16 protein-coding genes and 2 pseudogenes are annotated in these 18,536 nt (G+C 64.1%); 9 read left to right on the plus strand and 9 right to left on the minus strand.

Going from position 1 to position 18,536, the window contains the following annotated elements:
• Nucleotides 1-6 precede the first annotated feature (6 nt).
• Nucleotides 7-672: an FKBP-type peptidyl-prolyl cis-trans isomerase gene (locus DN387_RS14430; RefSeq protein ID WP_054915490.1), complete on the minus strand. Its 666-nt coding sequence runs from the start codon at nucleotides 670-672 to the stop codon at nucleotides 7-9.
• 227 nt (nucleotides 673-899) lie between these two features.
• Between DN387_RS14430 and DN387_RS14435 the strand changes: the two genes are divergently transcribed.
• Nucleotides 900-1,859: an AlgP family protein gene (locus DN387_RS14435; protein WP_054915491.1), complete on the plus strand. Its 960-nt coding sequence runs from the start codon at nucleotides 900-902 to the stop codon at nucleotides 1,857-1,859.
• Here DN387_RS14435 and DN387_RS14440 read toward each other — a convergent pair.
• Nucleotides 1,835-2,311 carry a TIGR02444 family protein gene (locus DN387_RS14440; protein WP_054915492.1) on the minus strand — a complete coding sequence of 159 codons (477 nt, stop codon included), beginning with the start codon at nucleotides 2,309-2,311 and terminating at the stop codon, nucleotides 1,835-1,837. The two genes, DN387_RS14435 and DN387_RS14440, sit on opposite strands and share 25 nt — an antisense overlap.
• A 50-nt stretch (nucleotides 2,312-2,361) precedes the next feature.
• On the opposite strand from DN387_RS14440, the gene DN387_RS14445 reads away from it, so the two are divergent.
• The 3 genes from DN387_RS14445 (at nucleotide 2,362) to DN387_RS14455 (ending at nucleotide 5,577) form a co-directional block, all read left to right on the plus strand.
• Complete coding sequence (locus tag DN387_RS14445; RefSeq protein ID WP_043863378.1) at nucleotides 2,362-4,272, plus strand: ATP-binding cassette domain-containing protein; 1,911 nt, start codon at nucleotides 2,362-2,364, stop codon at nucleotides 4,270-4,272.
• A complete protein-coding gene (locus DN387_RS14450; protein WP_043863379.1) occupies nucleotides 4,272-4,859 on the plus strand; it encodes a mechanosensitive ion channel family protein in 588 nt (195 codons plus the stop codon). Before DN387_RS14445 ends, DN387_RS14450 begins: the two co-directional genes overlap by 1 nt.
• Nucleotides 4,860-4,944: 85 nt before the next feature.
• Nucleotides 4,945-5,577, plus strand: a complete 633-nt coding sequence (locus DN387_RS14455) for a LysE family transporter (RefSeq protein WP_043863380.1) — start codon at nucleotides 4,945-4,947, stop codon at nucleotides 5,575-5,577.
• A 123-nt stretch (nucleotides 5,578-5,700) separates the two neighbouring features.
• On the opposite strand, the gene DN387_RS14460 is transcribed toward DN387_RS14455, so the two are convergent.
• The 4 genes from DN387_RS14460 to DN387_RS14475 are packed head-to-tail and all read right to left on the minus strand — an operon-like array spanning nucleotide 5,701 to nucleotide 8,842.
• Entirely contained in the window at nucleotides 5,701-6,441 is a 741-nt protein-coding gene (locus DN387_RS14460; RefSeq protein WP_054915493.1) for a hypothetical protein, read from the minus strand.
• Between the two features lie 3 nt (nucleotides 6,442-6,444).
• On the minus strand, nucleotides 6,445-7,032 hold the full coding sequence (gene lpoB, locus DN387_RS14465) for a penicillin-binding protein activator LpoB (protein ID WP_043863467.1): 588 nt from the start codon (nucleotides 7,030-7,032) through the stop codon (nucleotides 6,445-6,447).
• A 29-nt stretch (nucleotides 7,033-7,061) separates the two neighbouring features.
• Nucleotides 7,062-7,436 (minus strand): YcfL family protein, encoded by a 375-nt coding sequence (locus tag DN387_RS14470; RefSeq protein WP_043863382.1) that lies wholly within the window; start codon nucleotides 7,434-7,436, stop codon nucleotides 7,062-7,064.
• A 14-nt stretch (nucleotides 7,437-7,450) separates the two neighbouring features.
• Nucleotides 7,451-8,842 (minus strand): COG3014 family protein, encoded by a 1,392-nt coding sequence (locus DN387_RS14475; RefSeq protein ID WP_054915494.1) that lies wholly within the window; start codon nucleotides 8,840-8,842, stop codon nucleotides 7,451-7,453.
• A 428-nt stretch (nucleotides 8,843-9,270) separates the two neighbouring features.
• Between DN387_RS14475 and DN387_RS14480 the strand changes: the two are divergent.
• Together DN387_RS14480 and DN387_RS14485 are read left to right on the plus strand one after the other, a co-directional pair.
• Nucleotides 9,271-10,794: pseudogene (locus DN387_RS14480) on the plus strand (FTR1 family protein); the annotation flags it as partial.
• Nucleotides 10,795-10,892: 98 nt separating this feature from the next.
• Nucleotides 10,893-11,354: a YaiI/YqxD family protein gene (locus tag DN387_RS14485; protein WP_043863384.1), complete on the plus strand. Its 462-nt coding sequence runs from the start codon at nucleotides 10,893-10,895 to the stop codon at nucleotides 11,352-11,354.
• A gap of 4 nt (nucleotides 11,355-11,358) precedes the next feature.
• On the opposite strand, the pseudogene elbB reads toward DN387_RS14485, so the two are convergent.
• Nucleotides 11,359-12,023, minus strand: a pseudogene (gene elbB / locus DN387_RS14490) (isoprenoid biosynthesis glyoxalase ElbB).
• Nucleotides 12,024-12,139: 116 nt separating this feature from the next.
• Nucleotides 12,140-12,775, minus strand: coding sequence for a DedA family protein (locus DN387_RS14495; RefSeq protein WP_054915495.1), 636 nt, complete (start codon nucleotides 12,773-12,775; stop codon nucleotides 12,140-12,142).
• A gap of 207 nt (nucleotides 12,776-12,982) precedes the next feature.
• Here DN387_RS14495 and hemB point away from each other — a divergent pair, with 207 nt between their 5' ends.
• Together hemB and ppk1 are read left to right on the plus strand one after the other, a co-directional pair.
• Nucleotides 12,983-13,993 (plus strand): porphobilinogen synthase, encoded by a 1,011-nt coding sequence (gene hemB, locus DN387_RS14500; protein ID WP_043863387.1) that lies wholly within the window; start codon nucleotides 12,983-12,985, stop codon nucleotides 13,991-13,993.
• A gap of 19 nt (nucleotides 13,994-14,012) precedes the next feature.
• Complete coding sequence (gene ppk1 / locus DN387_RS14505) at nucleotides 14,013-16,247, plus strand: polyphosphate kinase 1 (protein WP_043863388.1); 2,235 nt, start codon at nucleotides 14,013-14,015, stop codon at nucleotides 16,245-16,247.
• On the opposite strand, the gene ppx is transcribed toward ppk1, so the two are convergent.
• Nucleotides 16,234-17,736, minus strand: a complete 1,503-nt coding sequence (gene ppx / locus DN387_RS14510) for an exopolyphosphatase (protein ID WP_043863389.1) — start codon at nucleotides 17,734-17,736, stop codon at nucleotides 16,234-16,236. The two genes, ppk1 and ppx, sit on opposite strands and share 14 nt — an antisense overlap.
• A 240-nt stretch (nucleotides 17,737-17,976) precedes the next feature.
• Here ppx and trxA point away from each other — a divergent pair, with 240 nt between their 5' ends.
• A complete protein-coding gene (gene trxA, locus DN387_RS14515; protein ID WP_043863390.1) occupies nucleotides 17,977-18,306 on the plus strand; it encodes a thioredoxin TrxA in 330 nt (109 codons plus the stop codon).
• The last annotated feature ends 230 nt before the right edge of the window (nucleotides 18,307-18,536 follow it).

An 18,536-nucleotide genomic window follows, 5' to 3' on the forward strand; every position in this document is an offset into this window, starting at 1 on the left:
CGACATTCAGTCGGCAACCCCCAGTAGTTCGATCTCGAAGATCAGTGGCGTGAACGGCGGAATCAGATCGCCTGCGCCATCGGCTCCGTAGGACTTGGCCGACGGAATCACCACACGCCATTTCGCCCCGACAGCCATCTGTGGCAACGCCACCTGCCAGCCCTCGATCACACTCTTGAGGCTGAACCACTGCGGTTGTTCGCTCTGGTCGAACACGCTGCCATCGGGCAGCTTGCCGACGTAGCGTACCTGCACCCGGCCATCGGCCCTGGGTGAGGCACCATTGCCCTTGACCAGTTCGGTCACCAGTACGCCTTCGGGTAGTTCTCGTACTCCGGCACGGGCGCGTTCGGTGGCCATGAAACGGGTTTCCACCGCCATCAGCATTTCCACCTGCGACTGCTCGGCGGCCTCGCTGGCCTGGGCCTCGTGCTGGCTGAGAATCGCTTCGCGCCGTGCCTGGCTGATTGCCAGGGGCTTGTTCGCGTAGGCCTGTTGCAACCCCTGGATCAAGGCATCGAGCTGCAGCTCGGGCATCTCGTTGCGCAACCGTTCACCCAGGCTGGCGCCGACGCTATAGGACAGGTCGTGAGCACTTGCCGGTGGCTCGGTGGTGTCTGCGAATGCGCAGGGCAGGGCGAGCAGCAAGGGCAGTAACAGGTAGCGTGGCACAGGCTCACTCCAGGTGGTTTGAGTGCATGGTGAGGGCCGGATGAATCTTTGCATAGAGCAAATTCCGACAGCCTTTTTAACAGCATCTACACTTGTGCGCAGCTGCAGCCATAACAACTTTGCCCAGGCATGCAACGCGGCGTCCTACTTACTGTCAACATGCCCTAGCGGCGGTAGCAGCAGAAGGTCTAGTATGAGCCGCATTCTCGTCAGCCAGGAGGTAAGCCATGTCGGCCAGTAAGAAGCCAGTCAGTACGCCATTACACCTGCTACATCAACTCTCGGGCAGTTTGCTCGAGCATCTGGAAAGTGCCTGCTCGCAAGCACTGGCTGATGCTGAAAAACTGTTGGCCAAGTTGGAAAAACAACGGGGCAAGGCGCAGGAAAAACTTCACAAGTCGCGTCTCAAACTTCAGGACGCTGCGGTCGCCGGCAAGAACAAGGCGCAGAACAAGGCCAAGGGCGCCGTAGGCGAACTGGAAACCCTGCTCGATTCGCTCAAGGATCGCCAGTCGCAAACCCGCCTGTACATCGTGCAGCTCAAGCGTGATGCGCAGGAAAGCCTGAAGCTCGCCCAAGGCGTCGGCAAGGTGCAGGAAGCAGCGTCCAAGGCCCTGACCTCGCGTTCGGCCAAGGCTGCTCCGGTAGCGGCCAAGTCGGCCGCCAAGGCCCCGGCCCGCAAGGCTGCAGCCAAGCCAGCCGCTACCAAAGCCGCCGCCAAGCCAGCGGCCAAAACTGCCGCGGCCAAGCCAGCCGCTGCCAAGGCTCCGGCCAAGCCAGCTGCCAAACCTGCAGCCGCCAAGGCTCCGGCAAGGTCTGCTGCCAAACCCGCAGCCGCCAAGGCCCCCGCCAAGCCAGCTGCCAAACCTGCCGCTGCCAAGGCGCCCGCCAAGCCAGCTGCCAAACCTGCTGCGGCCAAGGCGCCTGCCAAACCTGCAGCCGCCAAGCCAGCTGCCAAACCCGCCGCTGCCAAGGCTCCGGCCAAGCCAGCTGCCAAGCCTGCTGCTGCCAAGGCCCCTGCCAAGCCCGCCGCTACCCGCGCACCCGCCAAGCCGGCCGCCAAACCCGCTGCTGCCAAACCGGCGACTTCGGCACCTGCTGCGGCCACCACAGCCGCACCTGCTGCTTCGCCTGCCGCTGCACCCGTGACGACCCCAGTGACTCAGTCGCCCTCGACTGCTTCCTGATCCGCCACCGCCACGACGCGCAGCACCTGCAGCGTGTCGTGGTGCCGGGTGCCCTGGGGGGCCAGCACGGCCAGCCAGTCACCTGCCACACCCTGATTCATCCAGCCTTCGCTAGCCTGTTGCAGACGCGCCAGCAATGTTCGCTCCGCCTCCAGTTCCAGTGCCTTGACCTGCTCGCGCAAGTGCGTCAGCTGCGGGTCGTGCTGCGCGTCTGCACGCCATTGCCGGCGCAGTTGACGCAGCGGTGTCACCACATGCTGCTGCCAGGCAGCGGCCAGCTGTTGCAGGTGCTGTACGCGCTCGGGGGTCACCCCGGCCCTGCCGGCTTCAAGCCACGCCCCGCACAGCAGAAGGCACACATCGGCCCCTTCGTCCTGCAAGGCCAGGCAGGCAGCCTCCACGCCCGGCCGGGCGTACAGGTGCAGAGCGAAATTCCACAGGTCGGTGTGCATGGTCCTACTCGCGCCAGTTGCCATCGAAGCTGGTAGACTCCGCGGCCATTATGATCAGACTTTCGAACCTCACTTTACAGCGTGGTCCCCAGCGCCTGCTAGAAGGCGCCGAGTTGACCCTGCACGCCGGCCAGAAAGCCGGCCTGATCGGTGCCAACGGCGCCGGCAAATCCAGCCTGTTCGCCTTGCTGCGCGGTGAGCTCACGCCCGATTCGGGCGAATGCCAGCTGCCCGGCGACTGGCGCATCGCGCACATGCGCCAGGAGGTCGATACCCTCGATCGCCTGGCGGTGGACTATGTGCTCGATGGCGACGTGCGCCTGCGCGAGGTACAGGCTGCGCTCGCAGCCGCCGAGGCCGCGCACGACAACAATGCATTGGCCCGCCTGCATGTGGAGCTCGACAGCGCCGACGGTTATACCGCCGATGCCCGCGCCCGCAAGCTGCTGGCCGGCCTGGGCTTCAGCAACGAACAGATGGACCGGCGCGTCGGCGATTTCTCCGGCGGCTGGCGCATGCGCCTGAACCTGGCCCAGGCACTGATGTGCCCCAGCGACCTGCTGCTGCTCGACGAGCCCACCAACCACCTGGACCTGGATGCGATCCTGTGGCTTGAAGACTGGCTCAAGAGCTACCCCGGCACGCTGCTGCTGATTTCCCACGACCGCGATTTCCTGGATGCGGTGGTCGACCACGTGGCACACGTGGAACAGTGCAAGCTGACCCTCTACCGCGGCGGCTACAGCGCCTTCGAGCGCGCCCGTGCCGAACGCCTGGCGCAACAGCAGCAGGCGTACGAGAAGCAGCAGGCGCAACGCGCCCACATGGAAAAGTACATCGCCCGGTTCAAGGCCCAGGCCACCAAGGCGCGCCAGGCACAAAGCCGCATCAAGGCACTGGAGCGCATGGAGGAGCTTTCGGCGGCGCATGTCGACTCGCCGTTCGACTTCACCTTCCGCGAGTCCGAGAAGATCTCCAGCCCGCTGCTCGACCTTGCCGAAGCCCGCCTGGGCTATGGCGAAAAGACCGTGCTGGAGAAGGTCAAGCTGCAGCTCACCCCGGGTGCGCGCATCGGCCTGCTGGGCCCCAACGGCGCCGGCAAGTCGACCCTGATCAAGAACCTGGCCGGCGAGCTGGAGCCGCTGGCCGGACGCCTGGTGCGCGGCGAGAACCTGGTGGTGGGCTACTTTGCCCAGCACCAGCTCGATTCGCTGGACAGCAAGGCCAGCCCCCTGCTGCACCTGCAGCGCCTGGCCCCCACCGAGCGCGAGCAGACCCTGCGCGACTTCCTCGGCGGTTTCGATTTTCGCGGTGCGCGCATCGACGAGCCGGTGCTGAACTTCTCCGGCGGCGAAAAGGCCCGCCTGGCCCTGGCGCTGATTGCCTGGGAGCGGCCCAACCTGCTGCTGCTCGACGAACCGACCAACCACCTGGACCTGGAGATGCGCCTGGCACTGACCATGGCCCTGCAGGAGTTCAGTGGCGCGGTACTGGTGGTGTCCCACGACCGTCACCTGCTCAAGAGCACCACCGACGACTTCCTGCTGGTGGCAGACGGCAAGGTCGAGACCTTCGATGGCGACCTCGACGACTACACCCGCTGGCTGGTCGAGTATCGTCAGCGCAATGCCCCGGTCAGCACCACACCGGTCAACCCCGACAAGACCGACAAGAAGGCCCAGCGCCAGGCTGCGGCGGCGTTGCGCCAGCAACTGGCCCCGCACAAGCGCCAGGCCGACAAGCTCGAAGCCGAGCTGGCCAAGTTGCATGAAGAGCTGGCCGGGGTCGATGCCAGCCTGAGCGACAGCGCGCTGTATGAAGCGGCGCGCAAGGACGAGCTGCGCGAGCTGCTGGCCCGCCAGGCCAAGCTGAAGGTGCGCGAAGGCGAGCTGGAAGAAGCCTGGATGCAAGCGCTCGAAGTGCTTGAAAGCATGCAGGCCGAGCTGGAGGCGTTGTCCTGATGGAGTCGATGCAGGGATTGCTGCCGGTCGAGTGGATCGGCCCCTTCTGGATGGGCCTGCAGATACTGCTGATCCTGGTCGCGGCGTACCTGCTGCAACGCCTGGTGGCGCGCTGCCTGACTCGCCTGAGCGAGCGTTATCCGTTGCCGCCGGAGCTGATGGTGCCGCTGCGCGGCGGCTTGCGCTGGCTGATCATGGGCAGCGCGCTGATCTTCGTGCTGGAGCGCCTGGGTGTTTCGGCCACGGTGCTGTGGACGGCCCTGTCGGGCTTTGTCGCGGTGGCGGCGGTGGCCTTCTTCGCGATGTGGAGCGTACTGTCCAACCTGCTCTGCGCGGTGCTGATCTTCACCGTGGGGCCGTTTCGCATCGGCGACGTTGTCGAGCTGGTCGAGACACTCGACAAGCCGGGGGTCAAGGGCCGCGTGACCGCGATCAACCTGCTGTTCACCACCTTGGTCGAACTGCCCGAGGCGGGCGGCGCACTGGTGCAGGTGCCCAACAGCCAGTTCTTCCAGAAGAGCGTGCGCCGCTGGCGCGGTTCGGACGGCCTGGCCGTGGTAAGCGAAAGCCCGAAACCCGGGGCCTGAACACCGGCTGCAAAAAAATGTGGTGATTTTTTCAGCGGCGCATTAGCGTGGAACCCTTGAACAAGGGTCCGGGCCGAGGTGTGTGATGTCGCTGGAAACGTGGTTGGCTTTTTTTGCTGCCTGTTGGGTAATCAGTCTTTCGCCGGGGGCGGGGGCCATTGCGTCCATGTCCTGCGGCCTGCAGTACGGCTTCTGGCGCGGCTACTGGAACGCGCTGGGCCTGCAGTTGGGGCTGGTGATGCAGATCGCGATCATTGCCGCCGGCGTGGGCGCGGTACTCGCTGCCTCGGCTACCGCGTTCCAGGTCATCAAATGGTTTGGCGTTGCCTACCTGATCTACCTGGCCGTGAAACAGTGGCGAGCGCTGCCGGCAGACCTGGCCGACGACTCGACGGTACGCCCCATCGGCAAGCCGCTGAGCCTGGTGTTCCGTGGTTTTCTGGTCAACGTCAGCAACCCCAAGGCGCTGATCTTCATGCTTGCGGTGCTGCCGCAGTTCATCAATCCGCATGCCGAGCTGCTGCCGCAGTACCTGACGATCGCCGGCACCATGGTGGCGGTGGACCTGCTGGTGATGGCGGGTTATACCGGGTTGGCGGCGCGGGTGCTGCGCCTGTTGCGCACGCCCCGGCAGCAGCGGCGAATGAACCGCACGTTTGCCGGGTTGTTCCTGGGTGCGGCGACATTGCTGGCGACCATTCGCCGGGCGCCGGTCTAAGACCGGAAGGCTGCGCCTTCCATCGCGGGTCACCACTGTTCTTGTGGGAGCCGGCGTTGCCGGCGAAGAGGCCAGCACAGACACCCAATAAAAAAGGCGACCCGAAGGTCGCCTTTTGCATGCTCAGCGCAAGATCTGCGCCGGCTCATCCGGCGGCAGGTTGTTGCGCATCGGCGCATGTTCCTGATCCGGCATCACACCCACCAGCTGCTCCTTGAGCTGCCTGGCCACATCCATGCCCAGTTCCTTGGACACTTCACGCACCACCCGCGGACGGTTCAGGCTGACCCGCACGTCCTGGCTGTTCACCAGCTTGGTGTCCTGGCCTTCACCCATGGCGGTGAACGCCGAGGTGATCTCGTAGGTACGGGTGTTGATCAGGCTGAAATCGGCCACCAGGGTCAGGCCCAGGATCGCCGAGTAGCTGTTGGTGTTGTCGATCGAGGTGATATCGCGCTGGAAGTCGATATCCGACAGGGTGCCGAACAGTACGTAGTCGGCGCCCTTGTAGTTGCCCGCCTTGATCCGCGCGATCACGTCATACACGTCCTGCTTGGCCTTGGCCGTGTACGGCGTGCCCTGCACCAGCTGGAACATGCCGGACTTGAGGATCTCGCCCTTGATGTCACCGCTGAACTTGCGCAGCTCGGTCTGCTCGATGTAGCTCTGGCTGCTTTCGAACTCGCTGTAGCTGGACGACGCGTTGGCGTGGTACATGCTCGCATTCGAGTTGCTGCTCGCCGAGACCATGTGGATGTACTGCTCCACGCGCTCCTGATAAGCCAGGTCGGTGACCGCTACCTTGGGGGCCGCTTGCACGCCGAACGCGCAAGCCAGGCCGATGATGCCCATCCATGCACGCATTGCTTAGCGCTCCGTGGTCTTGCGGATTTCTTTTTCGTCCATCCACTCGGCCAGGCCGCTTTCCACGTCGATCAGCTGCAGGCTGAACTTGTAGAACACGTCCTTGTAGTCGCTGCTGCGCTTGACGATCGAGCTGATCGACCCTTCCAGGCGGTACTTGGCAGCGATCATGTTGCCGGTCTTGGCAACGGTGTTCTTCTTGTACAGGCCGCTCTGGTTCTGCAGCTTGAGCTGGTCGACCTGGCTCTGCATCTGGTTGTTGTCGCTGGCGAAGCGGGCGGTGCCGGTCTTCATCAGCTGGGTCTTGATCGAGGTGGTGATCTCGCGGGTATCGATGTACTCGCTGGTCTTGTTCTTCACGTCGTAGACCTGAACCACCGGACGGCCCTGCAGGATGCCGGACTGGGCCAGCGAGCGGGTCATGCTTTCGGCGATCATCTGCAGGTCGGTGGAACCGAACTCGTTGGTGACCAGTTCAACGGCCTTGCTGTCGCCGTAGCCAATGTTCTTGCCGCCCAGTACAGGGGAGTTGTTGGCGCAGCCGCTGGCCAGCGCGACCACTACGGCCAGCAGGGAAAAACGAGCGAACATCATGTTGAGCATCTCCTGAAAATTGAAAATTACTGGGCCTGGACTTCAATGCGGAAGTCAGTGGCCTGGGGGACCGGGGCAATCGCTGGCAGTACGGTGGACTGCGAGCCGTACAGGCTCAGGGTCTTCCAGCTTTCTTCGCTGGCGACCGGGAAGCCGTCGTTGCCCAGCCAGGCAAAGCGATAGAACATCGTCTTGTTGCTGCGGCTGGTGTTGGTCAGCGAGACCTTGACGGTCATGAAGCCGTTTTCGCGGGCAACCCGCATCGGGCCGATATCGATGTTGCTCAGTTTGCCCATCACGACCACCTTGCTGGCGGCGCTGCCCGGTGCGGGCGGTGGTGGGGTGGCGCAGCCGGCCAGCAGGGTGGCGGTGGCGAGCGCGGCGAGAAGCTTGAGGCGCATGGCGATTCCTTGGCTTACTTGAGGCTGGCGACGGCGGCGGCCGGCGCAGGCTGGGTGACTTGCAGGGCCGGGCCACCGGCGTAGACGCGGTTGCCCACGACGCGCAGGGCCACGACCTGATAGGGGCGATCGATCTTCACGGCGATCTTGCTGCCGCCCAGGTTCGACGGCAGGCTCAGCTGGTGCTCGCCCTGGGCCAGGCGCACGCGGGCAACCAGGGTGTCGTCCGGCAGGGTGCGCCAGGTGCGGGTGTCGGCGCCTTCGGTGACGGCCGAGGCGATGCCTACGGCCAGACCAGCCAGCGGGTTGACGTCGTTGAGCTGCTTTTGCGCCACGCCACGGGTGATGGCGCGCACGCTGGTGCGCAGGATGATGCCTGGCATGTCGTCACGCAGCGCGCGGCGCGACATTGCGGTGGTGCTGTTGAGCGCGGTCAGCGAGAGGGTCTTGTCGTTCAGGTAGATCTCGCTGAAGTGCGCGGTGGAGGTGTCTTCCTTGATGATCGGGAACGACAGCGGGGTGATCACCAGATTGCCGCTGATTGGCAGGGGCAGGGGGATGCGCACCGAGTCGCGGGCCGGCGCCAGGCCGCTCTGCACCACGATCAGCACGTCGCTGTCGGCGCCCTTGGCGGCAGGCTTGTCGAGGTCGAGCAGCGCACGCTCGAGCAGCGCGGTGTTCGGGCGCAGTTCGGCCGCCTTGCGGTAGCCCGGTGCAGCCAGGCCTTTTTCGCCCAGTGCTTCGTATACGTAGCCGGACAGGTAGTGGCTGAACGCACTCTGGTAGCTGTTCTTCAGGCCGACCACTTCAGGCGCGTCCAGGGCGGCCACCGGGTAGCCCTGCAGGTCCTTGTACTCGGTCTTGACGCCTTCCTTCTCGGCCTCTTCTTCGCGCTTGAGGTATTCCTTGTCGCGCAGCTCGGCGATCACGGCCTCACGTTCGTGGGTTTTCTTGATTTCGGTGCGGGCACCGTCGAAATCATTCTGCGCCAGCAGGTTCAGGGCCATCTGGGTGGTCAGCATGACTTTTTCGTAGTCGTAGCCTTCGTAGCGGCGCACCTTGTCGTTGACCAGGTAGCTGCCGAACTGGCTCAGGTACTTGGCGGTGTCCAGCTTCACCGACTCTTCCCACTTGAACACCACGCTATCGGCTTCGCGCCAGGCATCCTGGCTACCGCTCAGATCGCCCTTGGAGCGCAGCAGTTCGCCTTTCTCGAAGTAGTAGAGAAGGTCCTTGTCCTCACCCTTGTTGTTCTTTTCCAGCAGGGCCAGGGCCGCGTCGACGTTGCCGCTGGCCAGCTGCTGGTTGGTTTCCTGGAGTTCGCTGTCGTAGCTGCGAAACGCTGCGCAGCCCGTCAGTTGGACGATCGCGCACAGCGTGGCGACGGTGAGGACACGGGAGGCCATCTTGAATCTCTTCCCTGAAAAGTGACGTTAGGCGCCGGCGAGTGGCGGTGATCCCTTTGGACGCTAGTTCCAAATCCTCTTAGCAGAGGAGCCTGTATTTCCATTCGCTATAACGAAAGGCGCGGCATTATAGACGCAATGACTGGCTAATTAATGGCCTTGTGCTGCATTTTTTCTTGGATGTGCCAGTAGTCACATTTCCCGTGTGGTGTAGGAATAAGTCGATTCCTGGGGTAGGAGATAAACTTGTTTCAAAATTTTTCATGAAACTTCCGGGTGGTGCTTGAGCCGGCGCAAGTGGAAGTGAACAATGCAATCCTCCTCATTCCTGTTCGAGATTGGCTCCCATGATGCCCCGCCCCCGTGTGTTCGCCTGGCTGCTAGGGCCGCTGCTGGCCCTGGGCAGTGCCTTGAGCAGTGCCGCGCCGCAAGCGCCGCTGATTACCCCGGACCCGGCCCGCGGTGCACCGCTGTACGCCCAGCACTGTTCGGTGTGCCACGGTGACGGCGGCGCCGGCGATGGGCCGGCGGGGTTGGGTCTGGAACCATCGCCGGGCGATCTGCGCCAGGCGGCGCGGCTCGACACCCTGAGCCTGGCCGAGCTGTACCGGGTGATGGAGCAGGGCATCGAGGGCAGCGACATGCCGGCGTTCGCCGACCAGCTCGACGAGCGCCAGCGCTGGGATGTGGCCAGCTACATTGCCGGCTTCAGCGCCGAGCCTGGTGCTGGGCAGGCCGACCGGCGCTTCAGCCTGGCCGACCTGGCGCAGCTCACCCCGGCGCAGGTGCGTGACACCCAGGGTGGTGAGGCGGCGGCCGCCTTTCGCGCCCAGCGCGCCAAGCCGCCAGCGGCGCAACGCGGCCCTGGCCAACTGATCGACTACACCGCCACCACCCTCGAACAGAGCCTGGCCGCCTATCGTGCCGGCGACCACGAGCAGGCCTACGACCTGTCGGTGGCGGCGTACCTGGAGGGCTTCGAGCTGGTGGAAAGCGCTTTGGACAACGTCGATGCCAACCTGCGCAAGAACACCGAAAAGGCCCTGATGGCCTACCGCCAGGGGTTGCAGGACGGCTTGCCGGTGGAGCAGGTGACGCAACGCCTGGCGGCGGCCAAGGCCAAGCTCGAAGCATCGGCCAAGCTGCTGGGTGGCGATGGCCTGAGTTGGTCGCTGAGCTTCATCTCCGGCCTGCTGATTCTGCTGCGCGAGGGGCTGGAGGCAATCCTGGTGCTGGCGGCGATTCTGGCCTTCCTGCGCAATACCGGGCAGCAGTCGGCGGTGCGCAGCGTCAACGTGGGGTGGGCGCTGGCCCTGGTGGCGGGCTTTGCCACCTGGGCATTGGCTGCCTACGTGATCGACGTGGGGGGCGCACAGCGTGAACTGCTGGAGGGCTGCACCGCCCTGTTCGCCTGCGTGATGGTGCTGTGGCTGGGGGTGTGGATGCACGACCGGCGCCATGCGGCGGCCTGGCAGGACTACATCAAGAGCAGCCTGGTGGGGGGCGGCGGCCGCTTCGGCTTTGCCGTGCTGGCGTTCTTTTCGGTTTACCGCGAACTGTTCGAGGTGATCCTGTTCTACGAAACCCTGTGGCTTCAGGCCGGGCCTGCGGCGCACGATGCGGTGCTGGCCGGCGGGGCGGCGGCGCTGGTGCTGCTGGTGGGGCTGGCGTGGGTGATTCTGCGCGGGTCGGCGAAATTGCCGCTGTCGTTGTTCTTCAGCATCAACGCGGCGCTGCTGTGCGCGTTGTCGGTGGTGTTCGCCGGGCATGGGGTGAAGGCGTTGCAGGAGGCGGGGGTGTTCGGTACGCGGCCAGTGCCGTTCTTCGACTTCGACTGGCTCGGGATTCATGCCGATGCGTATTCGCTGGCCGCGCAGGCGTTGGCGCTGGTGGCCATTGCAGTGTTGTACGGGCGCAGCTGGCTGGCAGGGCGGCGGGTTTCGGTGCACTGATCGAGGGCCCCTGCGCTGGCTTGTCGGCGAATGCTGCAACGCCGCGCCAATGCAGGGATACTGTGCCCCTTGTTCTTTTTGCGGTGGATAACCCAACCATGCGTGTCTGGATCGACGCCGATGCCTGCCCCAAGGCGGCCAAGGACCAACTGGTCAAATTTGCCCTCAAGCGCCAGTTCGAGGTGGTGCTGGTCGCCGGTCAGGGCCAGATCAAGCCGGCCTTTGCCTGCGTCAGGCTCATCGTGGTGCCCAGTGGGCCGGATGCTGCCGACGACTACCTGGTGGAACACGCCGTGCCCGGCGAGTTGGTGATCTGCAGCGATGTGCCGCTGGCCGATCGGCTGGTCAAGAAGGGGGTGGCCGCGCTCGATCCGCGTGGCCGCGAATTCGACGAGCGCAACATGGGCGAGCGGCTGGCGGTGCGCAACCTGTTCACAGACCTGCGCGAGCAGGGCCAGGTCGGTGGTGGGCAGGCGCCCTACGGCGAGCGTGAGAAACAGGCCTTCGCCAATGCGCTGGACCGCATTCTCACGCGGTTGGCACGCGCCTACCCGCAGTGATGCCTCAGTCGGCCTCGTGGGTCAGTTCCAGCACCCGGTCGACCAGCTTGTAGATCCCGCCCGCCGCCTCGCCGATGCTCTGCGCCAGCATGTAGGCGTGCTGACCAGCTTGCGCTGAGTGTCTTCGACGATGTCGTGCACATCGCATTCTTCATGGGTGCCGCCCATCTTGACCACGGCCGCGCTGGTGTCGGCATCGTTGCCGATGGTGCAGACCACGCCTGGCCCGTAGATCTTGGCCGCCAGGGCCGGCGAAATGCAGATCAGGCCCACCGGCTTGCCCGCTTCGGCGAAGGCTTCGGCCAGTGCGAGCACATCGGGGTTGACCGAGCATTTGTCGCCTTCCACGGCGAAGTTGGAGAGGTTTTTCGCAGCGCCGAAGCCACCGGGCACGATCAGTGCGTCGAAGTCGTCCGCATTCGCTTCACGCAGGTCCTTGACCTCGCCGCGCGCAATGCGCGCCGACTCCACCAGCACGTTGCGCGTTTCGGGCATCTCTTCGCCGGTAAGGTGGTTGATCACATGCATCTGCGCGATGTTCGGTGCAAAGCACTGCACCTGGGCGCCACGCTGGTCAAGGCGCAGCAGGGTGATGACGCTCTCGTGAATTTCGGCACCGTCGTACACACCGCAACCGGAAAGGATCACCGCAACTTTTTTCTTGGTCATGCTCACTACTCCCGTTCAAGGCGCTAAATGTCCCCTGATTTGGCCATTCTCGCCAGGCTCTCTACATAGATCGCAATGCAGGGGGAGTGTTCAGTCGTGAGAGCGAGCAGCCAGGCCTATGGCCGGTCGCCACCTTCGCCAGTGTGCTGCTCCCGGGCCCGTGCCAGTTCGGCCTGGGCCTCGGCGGCTTCCTGGCGGGCAATGCGCGCGGCCTTGAAGCGCCGGCGCAGCCACAGCAGGGCGCCCAGTAGCACCAGGGCACCGAGTACCCACAGCTCGTACTTCTTCACGTTGCCCAGCAGCCCTTCGAGGATGGCGCCGAAGTGGTAGGCGGCCGCGCCCAGGGCCAGTGCCCATACCGCGGCACCGATGCCGTTGAGCAGCAGGTAGCGGCGCGGCGGGTAACCGGACAGGCCGATGGCCACGGGCATCACCGTGCGCAGGCCGTAGACGAAACGGAAACTCAGCACCCAGATGTCGGGGTGGCGGCGGATGTGCTCCAGCGCACGGTCCCCCATCATCTGCCAGCGCGGCTTGCGCGCCAGCAGCTTGCGCCCGTGACGACGCCCCATGAAGTACCACAGCTGGTCGCCGGCATAGCTGCCGAAGAAGGCAACCAGCACCACCATGTTGATATCCATGTAGCCACGGAACGCAAGAAATCCGGCGAGAACCAGTATGGTCTCACCTTCAAAAAAGGTGCCTAGAAAAAGGGCAAAATAGCCGAAATCCTGCAGGAATTGTTCAAGCATTTTCTGGGTGCTGGCGAAATGAACGCGCAGCCTACCCCCTGGGAGGCTTTAGGGAAAGTGTCCAAATGTGTCTCGACGTGAACATTTCCTACAAGGAGAATGAATGCGTCCATAAGTCGCAGGGTTGCCTCAGGTCGTCATACGGGCGTCATAATGGCTGCTTATAACTGTCGCGCTCGCCCGCCTGCGCGGGCTCAGGAGTCTGCCGTGAGCTTTACCCCCGCTAACCGTTTGTTTCCTGCCACTCGCCTGCGTCGCAACCGCCGTGACGACTTTTCCCGTCGCCTGGTGCGCGAAACCACACTGACTGTTGACGACCTGATCCTGCCGGTGTTCGTGCTGGACGGCGAAAACCGTCGCGAGGAAGTCGCCTCGATGCCCGGCGTGGAGCGCCTGAGCATCGACCTGCTGCTGCAGGCCGCCGAGGAGTGGGTGAAGCTGGGTATTCCGGCGCTGGCCCTGTTCCCGGTGACCCCGCTGGACAGGAAGTCGCTGGATGGCGCCGAAGCCTACAACCCGGACGGTATTGCCCAGCGCGCCACCCGCGCCCTGCGCGACCGCTTCCCGGAGCTGGGGGTGATCACCGACGTGGCACTGGACCCGTTCACCACCCACGGCCAGGACGGTATCCTCGACGAGGAAGGCTACGTCCAGAACGACATCACCGTCGACGCCCTGGTGCGCCAGGCGCTGTCGCATGCCGAGGCCGGCGCCCAGGTGGTGGCCCCGTCGGACATGATGGACGGGCGGATCCAGGCGATCCGTGAAGCCCTGGAGCTGGCCGGTCATGTCAACGTGCGCATCATGGCCTACTCGGCCAAGTATGCCAGCGCCTACTACGGCCCGTTCCGCGACGCGGTCGGCTCGGCGCTGAACCTGGGCAAGGCCAACAAGGCCTCGTACCAGATGGACCCGGCCAACACCAACGAGGCCCTGCATGAAGTGGCCGCCGACCTGTCCGAAGGCGCCGACATGGTAATGGTCAAGCCAGGCATGCCGTATCTGGATATCCTTGCGCGGGTCAAGGACGAGTTCAAGGTGCCGACCTTCGTCTACCAGGTCAGTGGCGAGTACGCGATGCACATGGCCGCGATCCAGAACGGCTGGCTCTCGGAAGGGGTTATCCTCGAATCCCTCACCGCTTTCAAACGGGCGGGCGCCGACGGCATCCTGACCTATTTCGCTGTTCGCGCCGCACAATTGATGAGAGGGCAGTAACGCCCTTCAGGAACGCTAGATGAATAACGAAGCACTTACCGAAGTCGAAGTGAAGGATGCCCAGCCGGTGCCCGAGCAACTGGTCGAAACCCCGCCGGACCTCGAGCCCGCGCCGGTGGTCGAAGCCGAGGCGCCCGTGGTGGCTCCGGCCCCGGCGGTGCCGGCGATTGCCGTGCCGGGCCTGGACGACAGCAGCCTGTACATCCATCGCGAATTGTCCCAGCTGCAGTTCAACATCCGCGTGCTGGAGCAGGCGCTGGACGAGTCCTACCCGCTGCTGGAGCGACTGAAGTTCCTGCTGATCTTTTCCAGCAACCTGGATGAGTTCTTCGAAATTCGTGTGGCGGGCCTGAAGAAGCAGATCACCTTCGCTCGCGAGCAGGCCGGCGCCGATGGCCTGCAGCCGCACCAGGCGCTGGCGCGCATCAGCGAGCTGGTGCACAGCGAAGTGGACCGCCAGTACGCGATCCTCAACGACGTGCTGCTGCCGGAGCTGGAAAAGCACCAGATTCGCTTCATCCGCCGGCGACACTGGACCACCAAGCTCAAGACCTGGGTGCGCCGCTACTTCCGCGACGAGATCGCGCCGATCATTACCCCGATCGGCCTGGACCCGACCCACCCGTTCCCGCTGCTGGTGAACAAGAGCCTGAACTTCATCGTCGAGCTCGAAGGCATCGATGCGTTCGGCCGTGATTCGGGCCTGGCGATCATTCCGGCGCCGCGTCTGCTGCCGCGGGTGATCAAGGTGCCGGAAGACGTCGGTGGCCCCGGCGACAACTACGTGTTCCTGTCGTCGATGATCCATGCGCACGCCGACGACCTGTTCCAGGGCATGAAGGTCAAGGGCTGCTACCAGTTCCGTCTGACCCGCAACGCCGACCTGGCGCTGGACTCCGAGGACGTCGAAGACCTGGCCCGCGCCCTGCGTGGCGAGCTGTTCTCGCGTCGCTATGGCGATGCGGTGCGCCTGGAAGTGGCCGATACCTGTCCCAAGCACCTGTCCGACTACCTGCTCAAGCAGTTCAGCCTGAGCGAGCACGAGGTGTACCAGGTCAATGGCCCGGTCAACCTCACGCGCCTGTTCAGCATCACCAGCCTGGACAGCCACCCGGAGCTGCAGTACACCCCGTTCACCCCGGCAATTCCCAAGCTGTTGCAGAACAGCGAGAACATTTTCAGTGTCATCAGCAAGCAGGACATCCTGCTGATGCACCCCTTCGAGTCGTTCACCCCGGTGGTCGACCTGCTGCGTCAGGCGGCGAAAGACCCGCACGTGCTGGCCGTGCGCCAGACCCTGTACCGCAGCGGCGCCAACTCCGAGATCGTCGACGCGCTGGTGGACGCGGCGCGTAACGGCAAGGAGGTCACCGCGGTGATCGAACTGCGCGCGCGTTTCGACGAAGAGTCCAACCTGCAGATGGCCAGCCGCCTGCAAGCGGCGGGTGCGGTGGTGATCTATGGCGTGGTCGGGTTCAAGACCCACGCCAAGATGATGCTGATTCTGCGGCGCGAGGCCGGCGAGATCGTGCGTTATGCGCACCTGGGTACCGGCAACTACCACGCCGGCAACGCCCGCCTGTACACCGACTACAGCCTGCTGACCTCCGACGACGCCTTGTGCGAGGACGTCGGCAAGCTGTTCAGCCAGCTGATCGGCATGGGCAAGACCCTGCGCATGAAGAAGCTGCTGCACGCGCCGTTCACCCTCAAGAAGGGCATGCTCGACATGATCGCGCGCGAGACCCAGTTCGCCCTGGAAGGCAAGCCGGCGCACATCATCGCCAAGTTCAACTCGCTGACCGACCCCAAGATCATCAAGGCGTTGTACAAGGCCAGCCAGTCGGGCGTGCGCATCGACCTGGTGGTGCGTGGCATGTGCTGCCTGCGTCCGGGCATTCCGGGCGTTTCGCACAACATCCACGTGCGCTCGATCATTGGGCGTTTCCTGGAACACACCCGGGCGTTCTACTTCCTCAATGGCGGGGAAGAGCAGATGTTCCTTTCCAGTGCCGACTGGATGGAGCGCAACCTCGACAAGCGTGTCGAGACCTGCTTCCCGGTGGAGGGCAAGAAGCTGATCCTGCGGGTGAAGAAGGAGCTGGAGGGGTACCTGACCGACAACACCCACGCGTGGCTGCTGCAGTCGGACGGCCGCTATGTGCGCAGCACGCCGACCGGCAACCAGAACCCGCGCAGTGCCCAGGCCACTCTGCTCGAGCGCCTGAGCAACCCGGTGCTTATCGTACGCTGAGGGTAAAGCCGACCCGGGCCAGCCATTCGGCTTCCAGGCCGAAATCGGCCTGGGTCAGCTGGTTCTGTTCCAGCCAGCCGGCCGGGAACTCCACATCCAGGCTCTGGCCGGCGGCATGCAGCTTGACCGTCGGCATCTGCTGGGTGCCGCGGATGTGGTGGAACAGGATCGCGAAGCGCAGCAGCACGCACAGACGAATCAGCTTCACGCCGTCGTCGCCGAATTCGGCGAACTTGTCCTTGGGGATGTTGCGCCGGTGCCCGCGCACCAGCAGTGCCAGCATCTGCTGGTCTTCACGGGAGAAGCCGGCCAGGTCGGAGTGCTCGATCAGGTAGGCGCCGTGCTTGTGGTAATGATAGTGGGCGATGTCCAGCCCCACTTCGTGCACCTTGGCCGCCCAGCCCAGCAGTTCGCGCCAGATCCCGTCTTCAAGATCCCACGCCTTGGCCACCTGGTCGAAGGCATGCAGCGCCTTGCGCTCGACCCGTGCCGCCTGCCCCTGGTCGACGTGGTAGCGCTCCATCAGCGAGGTCAGGGTGCGTTCGCGCACGTCTTCGTGGTGGTGGCGGCCCAGCAGGTCGTACAGCACGCCTTCGCGCAGGGCACCTTCGCAGTGGTCCATGCGTTGCAGTTCCAGCGCGTCGAAGATCGCCTCCAGGATCGCCAGGCCCGCCGGGAAGATGGTGCGCCGGTCGGGCTTGACCCCTTCGAAGTCGATCTTGTCGGTATCGCCCAGCTTGAACAGTTTGCGCTTGAGCCAGGCCAGACCTTCGGCGTTGACCTCGCCGTTGCCCATGCCGCCGGCCTTCAGGGCCAGGCCGATGGCGCGGATGGTGCCCGAGGAGCCGATGGCTTCATCCCAGGTCAGGCGGTGCAGGGCATTCTCGATGCTCATCAGCTCCAGGCGCGCGGCGGTGTAGGCCTGGGCATAGCGCGCCGGGGTGATCTTGCCGTCGCGAAAGTAACGCTGGGTGAAGCTCACGCAGCCCATCTGCAGGCTTTCGCGCAGCAGGGGCTCGAAGCGCTGGCCGATGATGAATTCGGTACTGCCGCCGCCGATGTCGGCCACCAGGCGCTTGCCGGGGGTGTCGGCCAGGGTATGGGAGACGCCCAGGTAGATCAGGCGTGCTTCTTCACGGCCGGAAATCACCTCCACCGGGTGTCCGAGAATGGCTTCGGCGCGGCGGATGAATTCGCCGCGGTTGCGCGCTTCGCGCAAGGCGTTGGTGCCGACGATGCGCACCGCGCCGTCAGGCATGCCGTTGATCAGTTGGGCGAAGCGCTTGAGGCAGTCGAGCCCGCGTTGCATGGACTCTTCGCTGAGCTGGCGCTCTTCGTCGATGCCGGCGGCCAGCTGAACCTTTTCCCCCAACCGCTCCAGGATGCGAATGTCGTTGTGGTGGGCCTTGGCCACGACCATGTGAAAACTGTTGGAGCCCAGGTCGATGGCGGCTATCAGGGACAGATTCTTGGCTGGGTTTTGCGGCATGGTGATGGGTTCTCGGTCGATAACCCGGCAATCGTGCCACGATCCGCCGCCGACGCCAACGCGCAGTGTGGCAAGGCTTGACCTGACGCAGTTGCGAGTCTTTTTTATGACTTTTGTGTGACAGTCGATATGCAACGTCTCGCACAACTATAGTTACAGTCAATCGCGCGTGGCTTCCTGTCTACGGCGATGGCGGCTATGATGGGCCACGTTTTTTTGCTTACGACCTTGGAGACTTCCATGAGCAGCGATCTTATCAAACACGTCACCGACGCCACCTTCGAAGCCGACGTGCTCAAGGCTGAAGGTCCGGTGCTGGTCGACTACTGGGCTGAATGGTGCGGCCCATGCAAAATGATCGCTCCGGTTCTGGACGACATCGCCGCTACCTACGAGGGCAAACTGACCGTCGCCAAGCTGAACATCGACGAAAACCAGGAAACCCCGGCCAAGCACGGCGTGCGTGGCATCCCGACGCTGATGCTGTTCAAGAACGGCAATGTCGAGGCGACCAAGGTCGGCGCATTGTCCAAGTCTCAGCTGCAGGCGTTCCTCGACGCCAATATCTGAGTCGAAAAAAGCCCCGCATTCGTCGGGGCTTTTCTCTGTCTGGTGACTAGACGCCAGAAAATGCAAGTGATACATTCGGCCTCGCACTGTTTCTTTCAGTGCCCCCTGCACGCCGTCGCCGACGCACCTCAATTCGAATTAGTACGCGATCCTGTCGCCTTCTCTGCGGCGCGGCTTCATTAAGCCAGAAGCTTAATTCCCCCTTCTTACATGATTACGTCATTCCCCTT

Origin of the sequence: Pseudomonas sp. FBF18, assembly GCF_024261405.1 — a bacterium.
Lineage (GTDB): Bacteria > Pseudomonadota > Gammaproteobacteria > Pseudomonadales > Pseudomonadaceae > Aquipseudomonas > Aquipseudomonas palmensis.

Coding starts and splice junctions, on each gene's coding strand:
- DN387_RS14455 (WP_043863380.1), top strand. CDS start 4,945: ATGTCGCTGGAAACGTGGTTGGCTTTTTTTGCTGCCTGTTGGGTAATC.
- DN387_RS14475 (WP_054915494.1), bottom strand. CDS start 8,842: ATGGCCTCCCGTGTCCTCACCGTCGCCACGCTGTGCGCGATCGTCCAA.
- DN387_RS14440 (WP_054915492.1), bottom strand. CDS start 2,311: ATGCACACCGACCTGTGGAATTTCGCTCTGCACCTGTACGCCCGGCCG.
- trxA (WP_043863390.1), top strand. CDS start 17,977: ATGAGCAGCGATCTTATCAAACACGTCACCGACGCCACCTTCGAAGCC.
- DN387_RS14485 (WP_043863384.1), top strand. CDS start 10,893: ATGCGTGTCTGGATCGACGCCGATGCCTGCCCCAAGGCGGCCAAGGAC.
- DN387_RS14445 (WP_043863378.1), top strand. CDS start 2,362: ATGATCAGACTTTCGAACCTCACTTTACAGCGTGGTCCCCAGCGCCTG.
- DN387_RS14460 (WP_054915493.1), bottom strand. CDS start 6,441: ATGCGTGCATGGATGGGCATCATCGGCCTGGCTTGCGCGTTCGGCGTG.
- lpoB (WP_043863467.1), bottom strand. CDS start 7,032: ATGTTCGCTCGTTTTTCCCTGCTGGCCGTAGTGGTCGCGCTGGCCAGC.
- DN387_RS14470 (WP_043863382.1), bottom strand. CDS start 7,436: ATGCGCCTCAAGCTTCTCGCCGCGCTCGCCACCGCCACCCTGCTGGCC.
- ppx (WP_043863389.1), bottom strand. CDS start 17,736: ATGCCGCAAAACCCAGCCAAGAATCTGTCCCTGATAGCCGCCATCGAC.
- DN387_RS14495 (WP_054915495.1), bottom strand. CDS start 12,775: ATGCTTGAACAATTCCTGCAGGATTTCGGCTATTTTGCCCTTTTTCTA.
- ppk1 (WP_043863388.1), top strand. CDS start 14,013: ATGAATAACGAAGCACTTACCGAAGTCGAAGTGAAGGATGCCCAGCCG.
- DN387_RS14450 (WP_043863379.1), top strand. CDS start 4,272: ATGGAGTCGATGCAGGGATTGCTGCCGGTCGAGTGGATCGGCCCCTTC.
- DN387_RS14435 (WP_054915491.1), top strand. CDS start 900: ATGTCGGCCAGTAAGAAGCCAGTCAGTACGCCATTACACCTGCTACAT.